This is a genomic window from Caballeronia sp. dw_19 (assembly GCF_018449515.1).
In the GTDB taxonomy this organism is placed as follows: domain Bacteria; phylum Pseudomonadota; class Gammaproteobacteria; order Burkholderiales; family Burkholderiaceae; genus Caballeronia.
The window spans coordinates 84,998-104,763 of the sequence record NZ_JAAVUQ010000019.1 but is presented as its reverse complement, the minus strand read 5'-3'; the positions used below and the strand labels follow the sequence as shown (position 1 = coordinate 104,763).

Below are 19,766 nucleotides of genomic sequence, written 5' to 3'. Positions count from 1 at the left end.
AAGCCGTTGCAGTGAGCGTGATCAAGTCTCTCTCCCTTGCAGCGCATGCCTTAGGCAAAGCAAGAGCGAAGGCAGTCTCAATCTGCGTTGAGACTGCCTTCTTGCGTGATCAATCGAGGGCAAAAACAGCTTGTCGGGCAATGCGTTTAGCGAAGACCGATCGACATGAGACTAAATTTAGTCTATATTTAGACTCATGCAAAAATCGTTGAGACCCAATATGAAGCTCTCGAATATCAAACCCATCAGTTACCTCAAGAGTGATGCGGCGAAGATTGTGACGGAACTTATGGAAACACATGAGCCTTTGATCATTACTCAAAATGGGGAAGCGAAACTGGTGGTGCAAGACATCCATACATTCGAGCGACAGCGGCAAACGAACGCCCTGCTTCGCATCCTGGCATTGGGCCAAAAAGAGATTGCTGAGGGTAAGTTTTCATCTGCAACTGATGTTTTTGCCGAGCTGGATTGCCTTGACGAAAAGGATAGGGAATGAATCTCACCATCCTCGACTCGGCCAAAAGAGACTTGGCTGATCTGCGGGATTACATCGCCAGACACAAACCGAAGGGAACCTGGAGCGAGATCAAGACCCAACTCCAAAGCAAAATTTTCCAGATTGAAGATTTCCCCTTGTCGGGCGCATGTCCTCCGGAACTGCTCGGCTATCCAGATCGATACAGACAAGTCTTGACCAATCAGCAACGCATCATTTACGAAATTGCAGGCGATCAGATATTTATCCATGTGATCTGCGGACAAACCCAGGATCTGGAGGAGACCCTCAACCTGAGATTACTCAGCATCTAAGCCAAGACATACCTCGGCCGCGATTCACAATTGCAGGCAATCAGAAGGCTCGTCCGCGTCGTTAAACAACCATTCCCCGCTCCGGCACCACCCGCCGCACCATGAACCAGTAAAACAGCGCCGAGCATCCCGCAATCAACCCGCCTGAAATCAACGCGCTCGAATACGAGCCGGTTTTATCGACGATAAACCCTGCCACCACCGGCGAGAACGCGCCGCCGAAATACCCGCCGAAATTCTGGATCGCGCTGACGGACGCGACCATCGACTTGGGCGCAACGTCCGACGCCAGCGCCCATGCAGCGCCAATAATCGCCGCGAGGAACGCAAGGCCCAGCGTCATCAGCGTGATGGTGACACCCAATGAGTCAACGAAAGGAATCGCCACCGCCGAAACCGCCGCGCCGATCGCGCAGATCACGATCCACATGCGTTTGGCATCAATGGGCGTCGCCATTCCGCGATCAACCATCTTCTTCGTCAGATACCCCACGATAATCTCGCCCACCGCGCCGCCGATCCACGGAATGCTCGCGTAGATACCCAGTTGTACGAACGATATGTGAAAGCGATCAAGCAAATACAGCGGCAGGAACACGAGGAACAGGTTCCACAGCCAGATCGCGCAGAAGTAGCCGAGGATCATGCCCCACACGCTGCGGTGCGTGAACAGTCCGCGCCACTCGTGGGTTGAATTGCTGATCGACCGCTCACGCCCGCCTCCGCCCGCTTCTATATAAGCGAACTCTTCCTTCGAAAGCCGCTTGCTCTGCTCGGGATTTCGATAAAGAAAGAGAAACACAATGGCGAACGCGATGCCGACAAACCCAGCCACATGAAATAGCGAGCGCCATCCAAACGCAACCATCAACGCAACGAGCACAGCGGGCGCAAGCGCGGGGCCCCATTTCGATGACGAATCCCAGATGCCCGTCGCGAACCCGCGCTCCTTGGTCGGGAACCACGCGGCTGTGATCTTCGCCGAGGTTGGCCAGCACGGCGCTTCGCCGACGGCGAGCAGCGCGCGCATCACGAGCAGCGCGCTGACCGATCCGACCACGCCGGTCATGTAGGTCGCGACACTCCACCAGATCATGGCAACGGCGTAGGCCTTCTTCGCGCCGAAGCGGTCGATCACCCATCCCGCCGGCAATTGCATCACGGCGTAGGTCCATGCGAACACGGTGCCGAGCAAACCAATCTCCGTTCGCGACAACCCGAGTTCGCGAATCATTTCCGGCGCCGCGATGGAGAGACTGGCGCGATCGATGTAATTGATGATGCCGCCCGCCACCAGCCATATCAGCACGGTCCAGCGAAAATTCATGCCGGTGCCGGTTGCAACTTCAGCGGGGGATACGAGCTTGTCAGCCACATCCGTCTCCTTGTCTATGCCAATGGGCGCCGTCGAATGGACGCCCTTTTAGGGGTTTTTAATAGTCACACTATATTTCGCAACGATTCGGGGAGGCAGCGGAGTAAACCCGGGCCGACCATCAAATAGTCTTACTATATTTCCCACTAAATGGAGACTGACGCAATGACTCAAGCGTGCCGTGTATCGCCCTCATCAAGCACGCTGTCCGCATCGACCCGCGCGCTTTCGAGTTGCACCAGACTCGCCTGACGCGCGCCCAGCGGATCGCGGCTTTGAATGGCCGTGAGAATCGCCTTGTGCCGCGGTAAGGAGAGCGCGTGAGTATCGGGATGACGGCTGGTCAGGCGAATGGATTCGGACAAGGCAAGCGACAACATATTGCCGATGTACGCCAGCATGTCGTTGTGCGTGGCGGCCATGATCGCGCGATGAAACTCCAGATCCGGTTCGAGCAATTCGGGCGCGGTGGCGGCCGCTTCCATGCGCGTGTAAGCGGCTTCGATCCGGGCGAGATCCTCGCCGCTGCCGCTTGTCGCCGCGAGCGCCGCAGCAGCCGGTTCGATGATCCGCCGCACGGTGAGCAGCGACCGGAAGAACTCACCTTCGGGCACGCTGCTGAGCGTCCAGTAGAGCACGTCGGGATCAAGCATGTGCCAGTCGGCCCGTGGCCTGACGACACTGCCTACCCGCGGCTTCGACACCACCAGTCCCTTTGCCACAAGCACACGCGTTGCTTCCCTCAAGACCGGGCGGCTCACGCCATAGGTTTCGCACAGCAGCACTTCGGCGGGCAGGCGTTCGCCGGGCGCAACCTTGCCGCCGACGATATCCATGCCGAGGTTCTGCACGATGCGCCCGTGCATGCTTTTGCCTTGCTGGAGATGTCGATAGTCCATGTTCAGTGAAAGATGCCTCGGTCTCGGCCGACGTACGCATAGCATAAGCACGACGGCAAAAAGCTCCAAATAGTATGACTAAATTGAGGGTAAACCTGCGAGGTTGTTATCGAAACAGGTCTGAACGGAATCAGGATCCAGCCAGCCGATTATTTCACTCGCGCTCACGGACATACTGGATTTCAGCAAGTCCGACCCCGCGCACGACCCAGTGTTCCAGTCCTGGCTGCCGCCCAAAACGCGGCCCGAATGCGATAATCCAAGGCTGTCACCCTGTTTCCGGAGAACCATCCCATGAGCCGCCTCGACAACCCGTTTCACGACCAGGAGGCCGGCCGTGCCGACTCGACGCAAGATACGACCCGCATCGACGACGTCCGCATCGGCGCCGTCCGTCCGCTGATTTCCCCTGCGCTCCTGCAAGACGACCTGCCTGTGCCACTTTCAGTGCAGACGCTGGTTGAAAAAAGCCGCGTTGAAATTGCCGACGTTATTCAAGGCCGCGACGACAGGCTGGTCGTTGTCGTAGGACCGTGCTCGATTCACGACCATGACCAGGCGCTTGAATACGCACATCTGCTGAAGGCCACCGCTGACGAACTCCGCGACGACCTGCTGATCGTAATGCGCGTGTACTTCGAAAAACCACGTACCACCGTGGGCTGGAAGGGTTACATCAACGACCCGCTTCTGGACGGCACGTTTCGTATCAACGAAGGCCTGCGCCGCGCACGCCAGTTGCTGCTCGACATCAGCGGCATCGGCTTGCCAACGGGCACCGAGTTTCTCGACTTGCTAAGCCCGCAGTACATTGCGGACCTGATTGCCTGGGGCGCTATCGGCGCACGAACGACGGAGAGCCAGAGCCATCGGCAACTAGCTTCGGGACTAAGCTGCCCGATCGGTTTCAAGAACGGCACCGACGGCGGCGTGCAGATCGCGGCAGACGCCATTGTTGCGGCCCATGCGAGCCATGCGTTCATGGGCATGACCAAGATGGGCATGGCTGCCATCTTCGAAACCCGCGGCAACGCGGACGCGCACGTGATCCTGCGCGGCGGCAAGACGGGACCGAACTACGATAGCGAAGGGGTCGCTGCCGCCTGTGCCGCACTCAAGGAAGTCGGACTTCGCGAGCAGGTGATGATCGATTGCTCGCATGCGAATTCGGGCAAGTCGCATCTTCGCCAGATCGAGGTAGGTCAGGACATCGCGCGGCAACTGAACGGCGGTGACAAGCGCATTATTGGCGTGATGATCGAAAGCCACCTGGAAGAAGGCCGGCAAGATCTGAAACCGGGTGTACCGCTGCGCCGCGGTGTCTCCATTACCGATGCGTGCCTCGCCTGGACGCAAACCGAACCGGTATTGCAAACGCTCGCTGCTGCAGTACGTGAGCGCCGCAAGCACTGATACGGACTCACCACGAAGCTCCCCTGGTTTCGTGGAACGCTGCGTTGCCGCAAACACATCGCGTGCTCACGCGATGATCAACTCTCCCCCGTAGCACTGCGCATGCCACACCTGTCTTGCACGCTGCCCCGCGCAAGATAGGGTTATTGCGTTGCTTCACATTAAATTTCATTAGGCATAGACTTAATCCGTCAGCGTCATTCACTCGTTGCAGTGAGGGTCGTGAGTCGTCTTGCATCAAGCGTTTTTCGTAGTGATCCGCAAGTTGATCCGGGCATTGCGTCCCGTTCAATTCGTGCCCACCAACGTACGACCGAGGCGACACATCATGGCTGACACGAGTTACATGGCGCGTAAATCCGTCGCAGATATCGTCAAGAGTGCTGACGGCGGCGAGCGCCCGCTAGCGAAGACACTGGGCGCACTCAGCATCACGGCAATGGGCATTGGCGCCATCATCGGCGCCGGCATCTTCGTGCTGACAGGCACGGCCGCTGCGCAGTTCGCGGGACCGGCCATCATCCTGTCGTTCATACTGGGCGGTATTGCGTGCGCGTTTGTCGGCCTGTGTTATTCCGAACTCGCGGCCATGCTGCCCGTCTGCGGCAGCAGCTACACTTACACGTATGCCACGCTGGGCGAAGTGTTTGCGTGGATCATCGGCTGGGACCTGATCCTCGAATATGCAATGGGCGCGGCCACCGTTGCGGTCGGATGGTCGGGTTATATTGTCAGCCTGCTGCGTAACGTGGGGATTGCCTTTCCACCCCAACTGGCAGCTGCTCCCGGCACCATGGTGAAGCTTGCCGACGGCACGTCGGTGGCGGGAATGGTTAATCTGCCGGCCGTCTTCATCGTCGCCGCCCTTACGCTCATGCTGGTGATGGGGACCAAGGAGTCGGCGCGGCTCAACAACATCATGGTCGCGATCAAGCTGGTTGTCGTGGTGGCGTTTCTCGCGCTGGGCGTGTTCTTCGTGCATCCCGGGAACTGGCATCCGTTCATTCCCGCGAACACGGGCGAGTTCGGCAACTTCGGCATGAGCGGAATCCTGCGCGGCTCCGCGGTCGTGTTCTTTGCGTTCATCGGATTCGATGCGGTGTCGACCTGCGCCCAGGAAGCCAAAAGACCGCAGCGCGACATGCCGGTCGGCATTCTCGGCTCACTGGTGATCTGCACGATCCTGTATATAGCGGTGGCGGGGGTGCTCACCGGACTTGTGCCTTATGGCGAATTGAACGTGCCCGATCCTATTGCGAAGGGCGTGGACGTGATTGGCCTAACCTGGTTCTCCATCCTCATCAAGATCGGCGCGCTGACCGGTTTGACGACCGTGATCCTCGTGCTGTTGTATGGGCAAAGCCGCATCTTCTTCACGATGTCGCAGGATGGCTTGCTGCCGGGATTGTTCGCGCGGGTTCATCCGCGTTTGAAGACGCCCCACCTCAGCCAGACCATGATTGGCGCTGTTGTTGCAATCGTCGCGGCGTTCACGCCAATCAGCGTGCTGGGTGAAATGGTGAGCATCGGCACGCTCTTCGCCTTTGTCCTGGTGTGCGGCGCGGTGATCTATCTGCGGCGCAGCGACTCCGGCGCGAACCGGCCGTTTCGCGTGCCAGGCGTGCCGGTCGTACCGATTCTCGGCATCCTCTTTTGCGTGCTGCTCATGACCGGCTTGCCACTCGTCACGTGGATGCGGCTAGTGGTCTGGCTGGTGATCGGGCTCGTGATCTACTTCTCATATGGACGCAATAACTCGCGGCTGCGGCATCCGGAGCGGCACGCGGGATAAGCGTGCGGCGTCGGTTGAGCTAGCAGCTCGGCACGACGCTGAACAGCCGCGCCGGCGGATTCAGCAGAGTTCCAAGGGGCTTCAAGAAGTTTCAGGCAGGCTGAATGTTCGACGCCTGCTTGCCCTTTGGGCCCTGGCCAATATCGAAACTTACTTTCTGGTTCTCGAGCAATGACTTGAAACCTTCAGTCTTGATCTCCGAGAAATGGGCGAACAACTCTTCGCTGCCGTCGTCCGGCGTGATGAAACCAAAACCCTTTGCATCGCTGAACCACTTTACTCGTCCGGTCGGCATGGCCGTCTCCTGGCTGGAAAAAGGGGAACGGTATCACGCGCGGTCGTTTTCGTTGGCGCCGCTTGTTGCCCGCATCGGCTGAACGCCCTATCCCGTCTGCCGGCCCAAGCGGAAAACCCCTCCTGCAATACCTCTCCGCGTTTACCTTCACTTATAAAAATTCTTTTCATATGTGAAAATTGGACACGAAACCCATGCGGGGAACCGCATCGACGGGACCAACTACCGAAAAAGGAGCATCAATGGTCAAGCGTGTCGAAGGCAAAAACATCGTAGTGACGGCTGCCGGCAAAGGCATCGGACGAGCTTCCGCGCTCATGCTCGCCGCCGAAGGCGCCCACGTCTGGGCAACCGATATCGACGAAAGCGCCCTCGCCGAGCTCGCCCACGACGCAGGCGCTGGCTCCACGTTGCGCACTGCGCGCCTGAATGTGCTGGATTCCGCCGATGTCGAGGCGTTCGCCGCGACAACCGGTCCGCTCGACGTACTGTTCAACTGCGCCGGCTACGTCCACGACGGCAACATCCTCAAGTGCGAGGACAAGGACTGGGATTTCAGCTTCGACCTGAACGTCAAAGCCATGTACCGGACTATTCGCGCGTTCCTCCCGGCCATGATCGACGCAGGCAAGGGGGCATCGATCATCAACATGGCCTCCGCGGCGTCGAGCGTGAAAGGCGTGCCGAATCGCTTCGTTTATGGCGCATCGAAAGCAGCCGTGATCGGTTTGACCAAGTCCGTGGCCGCCGATTTCATCGGCCAGGCCATTCGTTGCAACGCGATTTGCCCCGGCACCATCGAGTCGCCGTCGCTGCGAGGCCGGATCGCGAGTCAGGCGGCGGCGTCGCATCTGGACGAGGAGCAGGTCCGCGCTGCGTTCGTCGCACGTCAGCCTATTGGACGGGTTGGGCGGGCGGAAGAAGTCGCGGCGCTGGTGACCTATCTTGCCTCCGATGAATCCGCGTTCACCACCGGTACAATTCACATGATCGACGGCGGCTGGTCGAATTAAGCCTGATTGATTCGTATAGCTTATCAATATAAAAAGAGAATGCCTTCATGTCAGGATCTATTCCGCTGGCGGCGAGCCCGGAAACCGCCGCCGCGCTTGAAGAAAATGCGTATCGCAATGCGGTGTGGCGGATCGTGCCGTTGCTGATCGTCTGCTTCATCTTTGCCTACTTCGATCGCGTCAACATCAGCTTCGCCAAGCTGCAGATGCAGGGCGACCTGGGCCTCTCGAACGCGGCGTACGGTTTTGGCGCCAGCATCTTCTTCGTGGGCTATTTCATCTTCGAGATTCCCAGCAACCTGATCCTGAGCCGGGTAGGCGCACGCGTCTGGATCGCGCGCATCATGATCTCGTGGGGCATCGCCTCGGCCGCGATGATGTTCGTTACCTCGGAAACGTGGTTCTACGTGCTGCGCTTCGTGATTGGCGCGACCGAAGCAGGCTTTCTGCCGGGCATCATCCTGTACTTCACGTACTGGTTCCCCGCCAAGCGGCGAGCGCGTATCAATGCGCTTTTCATGACGTCGATCTCCATCTCGGGCGTGATCGGCGGCCCGTTGTCGGGCTTCATCATGACCCGTTTTGCCGGACTCGGCGGATTGGCGGGCTGGCAGTGGCTGTTCCTGCTCGAAGGTTTGCCGACCGCCCTGCTCGGCTTGCTGGTGCTGGCCATTCTCGATGACCGCATTGCCAGCGCGAAGTGGCTCAGCGCTGAAGAGAAGGCTGTACTGCAAGCCAATCTGGATCGCGAGGACCACGGCACGTCGCACAAATTCATCGACGCCATGCGCCAGCCCGGCACGCTGCTGCTCTCGCTGATCTATCTCTTCATGCTGATGGGACTCTATGGGCTGACGTTCTGGATGCCGCAACTGATCAAGAACACCGGCATCACCAGTCCGATGACCATCGGTTTGCTGACCGCGATTCCGTATGCGGCAGCGGGCATTGGCATGGTGGCGCTCGGCAGGAGTTCGGACCGGCATGGCGAGCGCCGCTGGCACCTCGGGCTGGCGGTCGGCGTGGGCGGCATCGGTTACATGCTGAGTGCGTATTTCGCCCATGACACCACGCTTGCCATGATCTCGCTCGTGATTGCCGCAGTGGGTGCGATCGGTTGCCTTCCGGTGTTCTGGACCTTGCCGCCTGCGTTCCTGAGCGGCACGGCAGCGGCCGGCGGGATTGCGCTGATCAATTCCATTGGCAATCTGGGCGGCATCATCAGCCCGTATCTGGTCGGCAAGGTGGTGGATATGACAGGCGTACCGTCAGGCGGCCTGTACGCTATCGCGGCGGTCCTGATCCTCGCGGCCCTGCTGATCCTGTTCGGCTTGCCCGCTCGTATTGCCAACCGCGATCAAGCGCTTTGATGATCTCACTCAGCTTGATGACGATGCGCTCCCTTTCGCTCAAGACATTGCCATGAATACAGTTCTAAAACCTTCCCGGAACGCGTCCGACGAGAGCACCGACGGCCCGCGCTACGCCGCGCCCGCCCTCGAAAAAGGACTCGATATTCTCGACGTGCTCGTAGACACCGCCGAGGGTTACACGCTCAACGAACTGTCCGTGAAACTCGGCCGCACCGTAAGCGAAATCTTTCGCATGGTCGTGACGCTCGAGCGCCGCGGTTATGTGCAGGGTGATCACAACGACCGCTATACGCTGACGCTCAAGCTGTTCGAGATGGCGCACCGGCAACAGCCCATTCGATCGCTGACCGCCATGGCGCTGCCACTGTTACGCGATCTGGCGAACGTGACGCGGCAGTCGTGTCATTTGTCGATCTATCACAGCGGCCGCGTAGCGGTCATCGCGCAAGTCGATAGTCCCGAGCGATGGTCCTTCGGGCTGAAAGTCGGCGCGGTGATGGGGCTAACCGATACCTCGTCAGGCCACGTGTTGCTCGCTTTCCGCGATCTCGCCGAGCGGGAGCGAATGCTCGCCGCGCATACACGCGTGGAAGGCGAAAACGACGTGGAACCGGCGGTCTTGCTGGCGTTGCTCGACGAGATTCGCGCGACCGGACATGAGATCGTGCCCAGCCGCCAAATGCGCGGCGTGACCAATGTGGCATTCCCGGTGATCGGAAGCGCCGGCGACGCCGTGGCGGCGGTCAACGTGCCGTATCTGGAACGTATCGATAAAAAGATCAATCCCGAGTTCGACGAGGTCTGCAGGATGGTCGGCGAGATGACCGGGCGCTTGTCCGCGCTCATGGGGTTCAGCGGTTACAACCTGGAAGGCGAATAAACGCAATCGCGCCGGCACGGACGCTCGAATGCTCCTCCGTTCGAGCGCTCATTCACCCGTGCAAAGATATGAAAGATTTTTAAGCGTTTGTTGGGTAAAAAAATAAAAATAAATCAGTCCGGATTTTATCGCCATTTAATCGCGTTGACGAAATAAATGCGCAACCGTATAAAACCATCAACGCCGCCCGTCCTTGCGCAGTCTTTCCATCATCCGACGCCGCTATTCCTGGTTTAGCTTAGCCCGAATGCGCCCGGTCGATCCAATCATTCAGCCCACGGTGAAGACATCATGCGACAGACCAAAATCTCGATTTGCCTGCCAACGTGCAACCGCCCCGAACTGCTGATGGAATCGCTGACCTCGTGTCTTGCGCAAACTCACGCGAGCATTGAAATAGTCATTGGTGATGATTCCAGCGATAACCGCACGCGTAACCTGATCGATACAACGTATTTGCACGAAACGCGTATCTCCTATGTCAAGAATGAACCGCCGCTCGGGCAGGCGGACAATATCGCCAGCCTTTTCGAGCGTGCCACAGGCGATAAAATCCTCCTGATTCACGATGACGATGCGCTCGCCCCGGACTGCATAGAACGTCTGCTGTCCGTCTGGAACCTCTATCCGGATCTGGAAATTGCATTCGGCGACCAATATCAAATGGACGATAACGGGCACGTCGACCTGGAAGCCAGCCGTAAGCTCAATACGGATTACCACCGCACGGAAGCCGTGGTTGGCCTGCAAGCCAATCCCGGACGCACTGGCCTGATCCAGATGATGCCGAACAATGGCTGGCTCGCCAATGCGGATCTGGTCAAGAAAATCAGCTATAGGAAACAATACGGCATCGGCTGTGAATTCGTGTTCGGCGCGCAGATTTGCATTGCAGCCCGGAAGGTGTATTACCTCAAGGAGTACGTGTCGTTTTATAGAAAGACCGACGTATCCATGTCCAAGACCACGGCGCGCTCGACCACCGCCGCAGCTGTATTGGCGTACGACTTTCTTAAGTCGCTGAAGCTTGACAGCAGTCTTGAGCCGGCGCGTGAACTGGCGCTCAAGCGGATAGTGCCAATTGTCGTGTCGGTGTATGCACGCAACCATCAACCCATGCAGGCCCTGAGCATCGCCCTTGCGCATCTGTACGCGTACAACCACGGGCTCAGCAAACGGCTCTACTTCCACCTGATGCTGATCCTCAAGGGATTCGCCAGCACGGGAAGCTACAAAAGCAGCACGCAGAACGGCTAGAACGGTACAGCTTCAACCAAGGTTCAAGCTCCGGCTCGCGGCGCGAGTCCGGGCTTGAACCAAGCCTCGCCATCACCCCTCGCTATTCGCTCAATATCGATCGACGCACTGCCGCGTCATCGTGAAACCTTCCCCACGTAAAACACTTTGCAGTACATTCGACAAGCGCCGCAATAACCGCAAACAGCCTGGTTATTGTTCAGACAATTGCGCGCCATGGCAACGGTTTACCTGTCTGCGCCGTACGAACACCGAATACACGTCAAAGCATTAGAGCGTCCGACTCACGAAAGTTTTTCGGGAAAATCCGCCATGCTGAAGCTCATCGCCTGTTTGTTCGGACGCCACCTGCTTGCAAAGCGCAGGGCCTTGCTTGCATCGGCCCCCTCTGCCGCTAACGCCGAAAACGATACGTCCTCCATGCTGCCACGGGACTTCATTGGCATCGAAATTGCGCAAGCGCGGCGTCATCGGCGAGCGGTCGGGCTCGACCCGTTGCCTCACGACCATCCCGACAACTCGCACGATGCCGCCGGCATACCCGGCCTCGCCATCTCGGGCGGCGGTATTCGCAGCGCGGTCTTCTCGCTCGGCCTCCTTCAAGCCATGGCGGATCAACAAGTGCTGAAGCACTTCGGCTATGTATCGACGGTATCGGGCGGCAGCTACATCGGCGCGTTCTATGGCAGCCTCTTTGTTCCCGATACGTTGCGCAGCGGCGAAGCGCAAACACCCGCTAGCGAGTTCGAAACGCGCGCACAGAGGGCAGCCGCTACGCTCGCCCCAAAGACAGGCCCGGCCACGCCCGCCTCGGTCACGCCGATTGCGTACCTGCGCGATAACTGCAACTACCTCGTGCCGAACGGTATGAGCGACCTGCTGCAATCCGTTGCGTTCTCGCTGCGCAACTGGTTCGCGTTGCAATACGTCATTGGTGTATCGCTGCTGACCGTCCTGCTGTCGATCAGTCTCGCGAATCAAACGATCTTTCATTTCGCACGCTTCGCCTACCATTGGCATCCGTTGCTCAAATCCGTTCCGGGCCTCCTCGCAATAGGCATTTCCATCTTGCTCATTTCACCTTTGAGCCGCGCATACTGGCTCACGCAAAATCTCGCCCAGGGAACCCGCTCGGCCTACAAAGTATTGCCGGCCGCCTCGCTGATCCTGGTGACCTTGATCGCGGTGATCAGCGTGGAAATCAATCGTCCGGGGACAATTTTTCCGGTGCATTCCACGACTGTCTCATCGTCCCCGATTAATTACTCGTTTGTTGGAATAGGCTCATGGTTCGTTATCCTGACCGAGATTCTTGCCGTCATCGCATTCGCTATTGCATGGGCCTTTGTGAACCGCAATGCCTCGCCGGGCACGTCGGGCATTGCGTGGCGCGCCGGTCCGAGAGCGAGCCCCGCATCCCGCCTCGATAGCCGCGCGTTCGCGGACCGCTTGCGCAACGCATTGACGAACGCGTACACCACGCCGCTTCGCATCGGCCGGCATCGATTCTTCTCCGGTCCCGTCCAGGTCATGATCTGGGCTGCCGCCATCGCGGCGATCGATGCTCTCGGTCAAATAGGCTATGCATGCGCACCGGTCCTCTCTGGCCACATGTGCATGCTCTTGGCGTCGAGCGATGCCGCGGCCACCGCCGCCACCTCTGCCGATACCTCGTCCGTGCCCGCTTCGCTCGGCGTGCTGGCGGGTTCCGGCGCGGCGATCTGGGCGGCGGCCAAGTTCCTTTTGTCGGAGGGCAGCACCGTCAAGGATCAGATCATGAAGGTGCCGAAGATCGTGCTCGCCTCGGTCGCCGCCATACTCGCCGCGTTGATTACGCTGACATTCTGGTCGATCGCCGCGCGCGCCGCCGACACCGCGTTAAGGCACTATGCGAGCAAGACCGCGCTCCTCGACGGCTTATCGGGCACTTGGCGGGATGCCAATCACGGCGGCCTGCTATTCCTTGGACTTACCTGCTTCGTCATCCTGATACTCGCAGTCGTCGATGGCCTTTGCATCCAATTTCTCAATCTCTCGACCTACCAGCGCTTCTATAGCACGCGCCTGACGCGCGCGTTTATTGGCGCCACGAACCGCGTCCGGCTCGATCATGCGAACCGCCGCGACGTCACGTCACTCGTCCCCGGCGACAACATTGCGATGGGCCACTATTACCACGGCGAGAGTTGCGCGCCGGTGCATCTGATCAACACGACGATCAACAAGACCATCGACTGGAATTCGTCGCTGGTGCAGCGCGGCGCGCGCGGCATGATCATGAGCATCGGGCCAGCCGGCATGACCGTGGGCGCCAAACTGGGCGTGCTGAAATGCGAATGGGACCGCGCGAACGACATCTCCACGCGCGCTACGCACATCCTGTCCGGCCACCCGACGCCGGACATCTGGCTCGAGTCGCTGACGCTGGGCGACTGGATCGCGATCTCGGGCGCGGCGGTGAGCACCGGACTTGGACAAATGACGCGTCCGGGTTATTCGCTGCTGCTGGGCATTGCCAACATTCGCCTTGGTTACTGGTGGGACACGTACTCTGCGCCGTTTCGCCACGGCACGAAAAGCAGCCCGCGCACACGTGTACCGCTTCCGGACGACAAGGACCCGAAGCGTATTTTTCGCGAGAAGGTATTCGGTACGCAGTTCTGCCTGACCAGCGAACTGCTCGGGCAATTCGACGGGCCGCGAGGCCGGCGCTGGTATCTGACGGACGGCGGCCATTTCGAGAACACCGGCGCGTACGAATTGCTGCGCCGCCAGTTGGCGTTCATTGTCATCTTCGACAACGGGTGCGATCCGGATTATGTATTCGACGACCTGGCCAACCTGATGCGGCGTGTTCGCGTCGACTTCGGCATCGAAATTTTCGAGTCATCATGCAAGATCTCTTCGCCCGATGGCCTGCGGCTGAACACCAGCCTGATTGCCAAATCGTTTGATGCTTTTGCAAAAGGTCCCGACTATCTCGCGATTCGCCTGATGGTTGCGTTTCCGGACGGGCGCACCGGTCAGATCCTCGCGATCAAACCCCGCCTGACCGCGACCGCCCCTCACGACGTACGTCAATATAAGAACACCAGTCCCGACTTCCCGCATGAAACAACCGCTGACCAGTTCTTCGACGATGTCCAGTGGGAGTCCCATCGCGCGCTCGGCTATTCGCAAGCGCGCGCGTTGTTCGGCTGATCTGGCGCGAGCATGGACACCCTGCTTGGACGGCGGCAGACTCCTGGCGCTTTTCAGCGCATGTTAGCTGCTTTAAGTCCTGTTAAGCCCTGAAAGGGTGTCGCGTTTGATCTTCTTGGCGATCGACCACTTGTGTACTTCCGTGGGGCCGTCGTAGATACGAAACGCGCGAATCTCACGGAACACTTGCTCGACTACCGTGTCGCGCGACACGCCGGTGCCGCCCATGACCTGCACGCAGCGGTCGGCCACGCGGAACAGCGCGTCGGCCACGGCGACCTTTGCCATCGAACTTTCGGATGTGCCTGGCGAGCCGCCATCGAGTACCGCCGCGCACCAGTCGATCATCAGTTCCGCCTGCTGCAAATCGATCACGTTCTCCGCGAGCATGAACCCCACGCCTTCGTGATCGATCAGCAACTTGCCGAATGCGCGGCGCGTGCAGGCGTAGTGTGTCGCGATCTCATGCGCGCGCGTGGTCGCGCCATGCCAGCGCATGCAATGCGACAGCCGCGCGGGCGACAGCCTGATCTGCGCATATTTAAAGCCTTCGTGCACTTCACCCAGCACCTGACTCTCGGGCACGCGCAACCCGTTGATACGGACCACCGCGTGGCCGCCGGGCATTGAACTGTCGATGGTGTCGAGAATTCGCTCAAGGTGAACGGCGGGATGCGGCAAGTCGATAAGAAACATGGTCGCCCTGACCTTGCCGTCCTTCTGGTCTCCGTCTTCGCCCGTGTTGCTGCGCGCCATCACAATGCCGACCGACGCCCCTTCGGCACCGGTGATAAAGGCCTTCGTGCCATCGATAACCCAGTGCTCGCCATCGTGTCTGGCCGTGGTCTGAAGCATGGAGGGATCGGAGCCCGCGCCGCCATCGGACGCGGGTTCCGTCATGAAGAAAGCGGAGCGTGCATCGCCCGCTACGAGCGGCGCCAGAAACCGTTCTTTCTGCGCTGCGGTGCCGATCTTGCCGATCAGGTACATGTTGCCTTCGTCCGGCGCGGCGGTATTTACAGCGACCGGGCCAAGCGGCGACAAGCCTGAGCGTTTCAGGACGGTTGCGGTTTCGAGTTGCGTGAGATGATCGCCTCCGGCAAGGATATGCGGCGTGAGAACGCCCGCAGCGCGCGCCTTGGCGCGCAGTTCGCGCACCAGTTCCTCGCTCGGGCCGTGACTGCCGCAACGCGGATCGCGTTCGTATGGAACCACTACCGTGCGCACGAACTCTTCCACACGCTTGGCTATTTCGCTCGCACGCTCTGTCTGTACAACATCCATGCTGCTCATTGCAGGGTCTCCTTTTTTGCGCCACACACGACCCGTGACGCCATATTCGGGTTGATCGGTCAAGCTGCGCCGACGCCGGGACGTTGCCTGTCGCCATCGTGATGGCGATGCGCCGGACCGGCGAGTAATGCAGCGGTCATGCTGCAATCGAATTATCCGAGGACAATCATAGCCCTGTTCGAGTGCTCGTTCGCCGGGCACCATGATGGCGTTGAATGCCGCCAAAGTTACGCAATGGTCCGCCAATTTCGCTGTGTGAGCGTTCCCGGACATTGATCCCGCCCGCACGGTGATAACCTGCCGAAGTGCTAAAACAGCGGGGAAACGGGAGAACACTTTGCATGCGCCGATAAACCAGTCTGGCGGTTCTCTACCTGCGCTGACCAGCGTCCGTTTTCTTGCGGCAATCACGGTAGTTGTTTCGCATTACTCAGAACTTGGTCTGCTCCCTCTCTCGTCGCAGATCTTCGATTTCGTCGATGGGGGTCGTCCCGCCGTTTCCCTGTTCTTCGTGCTGTCCGGATTTATCCTCACCTTTACCTACCGCGACCAGCTGCCGGTGAAGGGCCCGCGGCCCTTCTATCAGGCGCGGTTTGCACGTATCTATCCAGGCATATTGCTTGGCCTGGCGTTGTGCGTGCCGACCACGCTGTACCTGCTGAACGGCAACGATCCGACCTTGCTCACGCGGTGGTATGCGCTGAAGAATCACGTGTACCTGTCGCTCGGCGTGAGTCTCGCGTGCCAGTTGTTGTTGCTGAATGCGTGGTTCCCGTTTGCTGCGGTCAACCAGCCCTGGAACGGACCATCCGACAGCGTTTCATGCGAAGCGTTTTTCTATCTGATGTTTCCGCTCATGCTGCGAAAAATGATGTCCATGCGTTTGGCCTGGCTGACATTCGCTTGCATCGGCTTCTTCCTGATGCAGGGGCTCTGGATCGTGTTCCTGCAAACTTTCCTGCCGCTATCGCGCAGCGGCTTTCTTGTCGTTGGCCTGCCGCTGACGCGCCTGTTCGAATTCGTCGTTGGCATCTACGCCGCCATCCTGTTTCATCAATTGCGCCAACAAGACGTGAGTCGCCACGCACTGGGCATCAAGCTCGTCAGCATCGCGTTGATCGCGCTAACGGTTCTTGGGCTCTGGCGGCCGGTTTCTCCTGCGTTCTATCTCGCCTCGCCGTGGTTCGCCGCGTTGATCCTGGGGCTCGCGCTACTTGAGCGGCCGGTGATCAATGTCTTGAACCGGCGGGCATTTATCAAGCTGGGTGAGGCAAGTTATTCGCTGTATCTGATTCACGTGCCGATTGCCTATCTCGCGTACATAGCGGGGTTCAGGCAATCGAATGGCTGGATCGCGATGGTGTTCGCCGTCGTGGTGAGCCTGGTGATTTTCACGTTTTACGAAGAGCCCCTGCGCAAGCGCATCCGGGCGCGATTCTCGGCCATTTCGAGGCCGGTCGTTAACAAGGATCGCCTGAGTGCTGCGTTTGCCGCGCCGACTTCCAAAGAAAATTAAGCGCGGTTCCACGTCGGGCGGCTGGTCATTGAGCCGCTGCCACTTTTCCTTAGAGGTTGCTACGAAATTGGTTTTCGTTCGCACTCGGGGTGGATGAGGTCTGCTGGCGCTTGGTGGTCAGGGGTCGATGCTGGGTTGGTCGGTTTTGGGGTTAGTGGTCGGGGTCTATGCCGGGGTGGTCGGTTCCGGGGTTAGCGGTCTGAGTCTATGCCGGGTTGCTGCTTTCAGCGTTAGTGGTCTGCGAGAGTCGGATTTTCTCTTTATCACTATTAGCCACTGTGCGTGGCGGCACGTCATTTCTTTGTCCAAAGCGACAAAGAAACGAAGCAAAGAAAGCGCTTTAACCGCTCTACCCTAAGTGTCCACAGCGTGCAGTTTCCATTCATGGGTGCCCCAAAAGCACGGTGCTCGCCAGAGCGACGGATGTGTGAACCCCTCCTTCTCCGAACACCGATACCCACACGCTTCGCCACCAGTGATTGAACCTGCCCAAGGGACACCCCGCGCTATCCGCGGACAACCTCCCGCCGAATTTGTACACGACGGACCACGTCGCTAACCGCCAAGACACGGCCCACGCGGATGCATCGGGCCGTAGCTGGCGAAAAGAATCGTGCATGTCGCGCAATAGCCCACCAAACATGAAGCCGTAAGTATGCGTTCGGCCGTGTAGTCCACCAAAAAAGCAGCGCACGCTTGGCCAACGCTCCAAGAAACGCGGCAGCGATACGCGTGAGGCCGTGCAGGTTCCTGGGCGCCTCGTGCTTGCCCGAGAGCGTACGGGGCGAAGCGTGTTCGTGTCAGGATTCGCGAGAAGGAGGGGTTCAAACATCCTTCGCTCTGGCGAGCACCGTGCTTTTGGGGCACCTATGAATCAAAACTGCACGCTGTGGACACTTAGGGTAGCGTGGTTTGAAAGCGTTTTCTTTGCTTCGTTTCTTTGTCGCTTTGGACAAAGAAATGACGTGCCGCCACGCACAGTGGCTAATAGTGGTAAAGAGAAAATCCGACTCACGCAGACCACTAAGGCCGAAAGCACCAACCCGGCATTGAACCCGACCGACCGCTAACCCAGAACCGACCAACCCGACATCAACCCCGACCACTAACCCCAACCGCCAACCCCAAAACCTGGCATCGCCCTAAGCCACATCTGGCAAGTCCAAAACCAAACCCCGAGTGCGAACGAAACCCAATTCCGCGACGACTTCTTATGCAATTAATGACACGCTAGCGCGCTCGCCCACGCGCGGCGTATAGTTTCCTGCTCGTGCAATCGAGCCAACCTGGCGCGTCCACTCCCGCAGTCCGCGCCCCGGATTCCGCCTTCTCAGGAGAGTCGCGATGACGTCGGTGTTGTTTCGCAACGGCGCGCTGCTGGACCCGTTGCAGCCAGAACTAATCCCCGGCCACGAGGTATTGGTCGAAGAGGGCCGAATCAAGGAAGTCTCCGACCGCCCGATCAAAACCGCCAGTGCCCGCGTGATCGATTTGAAAGGCAAGACGTTGATGCCCGGCCTGATCGATCTCCACGTGCATGTCATCGCGGTCGAGTTCAACCTGCCACGCGTGGCAACCTTGCCCAACGTGCTTGTCACGCTACGCGCCGTGCCGTTGATGCGCGCAATGCTGCGTCGCGGCTTTACCAGCATCCGCGACGCCGGCGGCGCCGGCTACCCGTTCAAGCAGGCAGTGGAAGCCGGACTTGCCGAAGGCCCACGCATGTTCGTCTCCGGCCGCGCACTGAGCCAGACCGGCGGTCACGGCGACATGCGTACGCGCACCGACTACATGCCACCGGCCGCGCCTTGCGGCTGCTGCGTACGCGTCGGTGCGCTCACACGGGTAGCGGACGGCGTAGACGAGGTGCGACGCGCCGTTCGTGAAGAACTCCAGATGGGCGCGGACCAGATCAAGATCATGGCATCCGGCGGTGTTGCCTCGCCGACCGACCCCGTGGGTGCATGGGGATACTCCGAGGACGAGATCCGCGCGATCGTTGCCGAGGCGCGCGGCCGCCAGACCTACGTACTGGCTCACGCCTACACGCCCGACGCGATTGCACGCGCGGTGCGCTGCGGCGTGCGCACGATCGAGCACGGTAATCTCATCGACGACGCGACTGCACGTCTGGTTGCCGAGCACGATGCCTTCGTAGTTCCCACGCTGGTGACGTACGAAGCGCTCGCCAGCGAGGGCGGCAAATACGGCCTGCCCGAAGCGAGCTTGGCGAAGGTGGCCGACGTCCACGAGGCCGGCCTCAGGTCGCTCGAAATCATGAAACGCGCGGGCGTGCGCATGGGCTTCGGCACGGATCTGCTGGGTGAATCGCAACGTCTGCAAAGCGATGAATTCCGGCTGCGCGCCGAGGTTTTATCGCCGGCTGAAGCCATAGCAAGTGCAACGGTGGTAGGCGCCGACGTGCTTGGCATGACGGGCAAACTCGGCCGCCTCGTGCCGGGCGCGTTCGCCGATGTGCTGGTTGTGGACGGCAATCCACTTCGATCCATCGACTGCCTGCTCGGTCAGGGCGAACACATTCCGTTCGTGATGAAAGGCGGTCACATCCACTTCGATGAACTCGAGCACGCTTGACCCGAGCACGCTTGGATCCCCAGCCGAATCCGTTCATTCCTGACAGCGAGG

General features: G+C 59.4%; 15 protein-coding genes. 11 read left to right on the top strand and 4 right to left on the bottom strand.

The window, feature by feature from the left end:
- Window positions 1–220: 220 nt before the first annotated feature.
- Both HB376_RS23790 and HB376_RS23785 read left to right on the top strand, forming a co-directional pair.
- The gene (locus HB376_RS23790; protein ID WP_213766122.1) at window positions 221–499 is read left to right on the top strand and encodes a type II toxin-antitoxin system Phd/YefM family antitoxin; all 279 of its coding nucleotides are present in this window, start codon (window positions 221–223) and stop codon (window positions 497–499) included.
- Complete coding sequence (locus tag HB376_RS23785; RefSeq protein ID WP_213766121.1) at window positions 496–813, top strand: type II toxin-antitoxin system RelE/ParE family toxin; 318 nt, start codon at window positions 496–498, stop codon at window positions 811–813. The genes HB376_RS23790 and HB376_RS23785 overlap by 4 nt, the downstream gene beginning before the upstream one ends.
- 61 nt (window positions 814–874) lie before the next feature.
- Here the strand turns inward: HB376_RS23785 and HB376_RS23780 are convergent, their stop codons facing one another.
- Both HB376_RS23780 and HB376_RS23775 read right to left on the bottom strand, forming a co-directional pair.
- The gene (locus tag HB376_RS23780) at window positions 875–2,188 is read right to left on the bottom strand and encodes an MFS transporter (protein ID WP_346730558.1); all 1,314 of its coding nucleotides are present in this window, start codon (window positions 2,186–2,188) and stop codon (window positions 875–877) included.
- A gap of 170 nt (window positions 2,189–2,358) precedes the next feature.
- Window positions 2,359–3,087, bottom strand: a complete 729-nt coding sequence (locus HB376_RS23775) for a FadR/GntR family transcriptional regulator (RefSeq protein WP_213766120.1) — start codon at window positions 3,085–3,087, stop codon at window positions 2,359–2,361.
- Window positions 3,088–3,381: 294 nt separating this feature from the next.
- On the opposite strand from HB376_RS23775, the gene HB376_RS23770 reads away from it, so the two are divergent.
- Both HB376_RS23770 and HB376_RS23765 read left to right on the top strand, forming a co-directional pair.
- Entirely contained in the window at window positions 3,382–4,500 is a 1,119-nt protein-coding gene (locus HB376_RS23770) for a 3-deoxy-7-phosphoheptulonate synthase (RefSeq protein ID WP_213766119.1), read from the top strand.
- A 328-nt stretch (window positions 4,501–4,828) separates the two neighbouring features.
- A complete protein-coding gene (locus HB376_RS23765; RefSeq protein WP_213766118.1) occupies window positions 4,829–6,292 on the top strand; it encodes an amino acid permease in 1,464 nt (487 codons plus the stop codon).
- Between the two features lie 91 nt (window positions 6,293–6,383).
- On the opposite strand, the gene HB376_RS23760 is transcribed toward HB376_RS23765, so the two are convergent.
- On the bottom strand, window positions 6,384–6,587 hold the full coding sequence (locus HB376_RS23760) for a cold-shock protein (RefSeq protein WP_031363642.1): 204 nt from the start codon (window positions 6,585–6,587) through the stop codon (window positions 6,384–6,386).
- A gap of 242 nt (window positions 6,588–6,829) precedes the next feature.
- On the opposite strand from HB376_RS23760, the gene HB376_RS23755 reads away from it, so the two are divergent.
- The 5 genes from HB376_RS23755 (at window position 6,830) to HB376_RS23735 (ending at window position 14,311) form a co-directional block, all read left to right on the top strand.
- Complete coding sequence (locus HB376_RS23755; RefSeq protein WP_213766117.1) at window positions 6,830–7,600, top strand: SDR family oxidoreductase; 771 nt, start codon at window positions 6,830–6,832, stop codon at window positions 7,598–7,600.
- A gap of 47 nt (window positions 7,601–7,647) precedes the next feature.
- On the top strand, window positions 7,648–8,970 hold the full coding sequence (locus tag HB376_RS23750; protein WP_213766116.1) for an MFS transporter: 1,323 nt from the start codon (window positions 7,648–7,650) through the stop codon (window positions 8,968–8,970).
- Window positions 8,971–9,022: 52 nt separating this feature from the next.
- The gene (locus HB376_RS23745) at window positions 9,023–9,853 is read left to right on the top strand and encodes an IclR family transcriptional regulator (protein WP_213766115.1); all 831 of its coding nucleotides are present in this window, start codon (window positions 9,023–9,025) and stop codon (window positions 9,851–9,853) included.
- 291 nt (window positions 9,854–10,144) lie between these two features.
- Window positions 10,145–11,110, top strand: a complete 966-nt coding sequence (locus HB376_RS23740) for a glycosyltransferase family 2 protein (RefSeq protein WP_213766114.1) — start codon at window positions 10,145–10,147, stop codon at window positions 11,108–11,110.
- A gap of 312 nt (window positions 11,111–11,422) precedes the next feature.
- Complete coding sequence (locus tag HB376_RS23735; protein ID WP_213766113.1) at window positions 11,423–14,311, top strand: patatin-like phospholipase family protein; 2,889 nt, start codon at window positions 11,423–11,425, stop codon at window positions 14,309–14,311.
- 72 nt (window positions 14,312–14,383) lie between these two features.
- On the opposite strand, the gene HB376_RS23730 is transcribed toward HB376_RS23735, so the two are convergent.
- On the bottom strand, window positions 14,384–15,595 hold the full coding sequence (locus HB376_RS23730; protein ID WP_213766167.1) for an acyl-CoA dehydrogenase: 1,212 nt from the start codon (window positions 15,593–15,595) through the stop codon (window positions 14,384–14,386).
- A 346-nt stretch (window positions 15,596–15,941) separates the two neighbouring features.
- Between HB376_RS23730 and HB376_RS23725 the strand changes: the two genes are divergently transcribed.
- Both HB376_RS23725 and HB376_RS23720 read left to right on the top strand, forming a co-directional pair.
- Window positions 15,942–17,120: an acyltransferase gene (locus HB376_RS23725; protein ID WP_213766112.1), complete on the top strand. Its 1,179-nt coding sequence runs from the start codon at window positions 15,942–15,944 to the stop codon at window positions 17,118–17,120.
- Window positions 17,121–18,464: 1,344 nt separating this feature from the next.
- The gene (locus tag HB376_RS23720) at window positions 18,465–19,715 is read left to right on the top strand and encodes an amidohydrolase family protein (protein ID WP_213766111.1); all 1,251 of its coding nucleotides are present in this window, start codon (window positions 18,465–18,467) and stop codon (window positions 19,713–19,715) included.
- The last annotated feature ends 51 nt before the right edge of the window (window positions 19,716–19,766 follow it).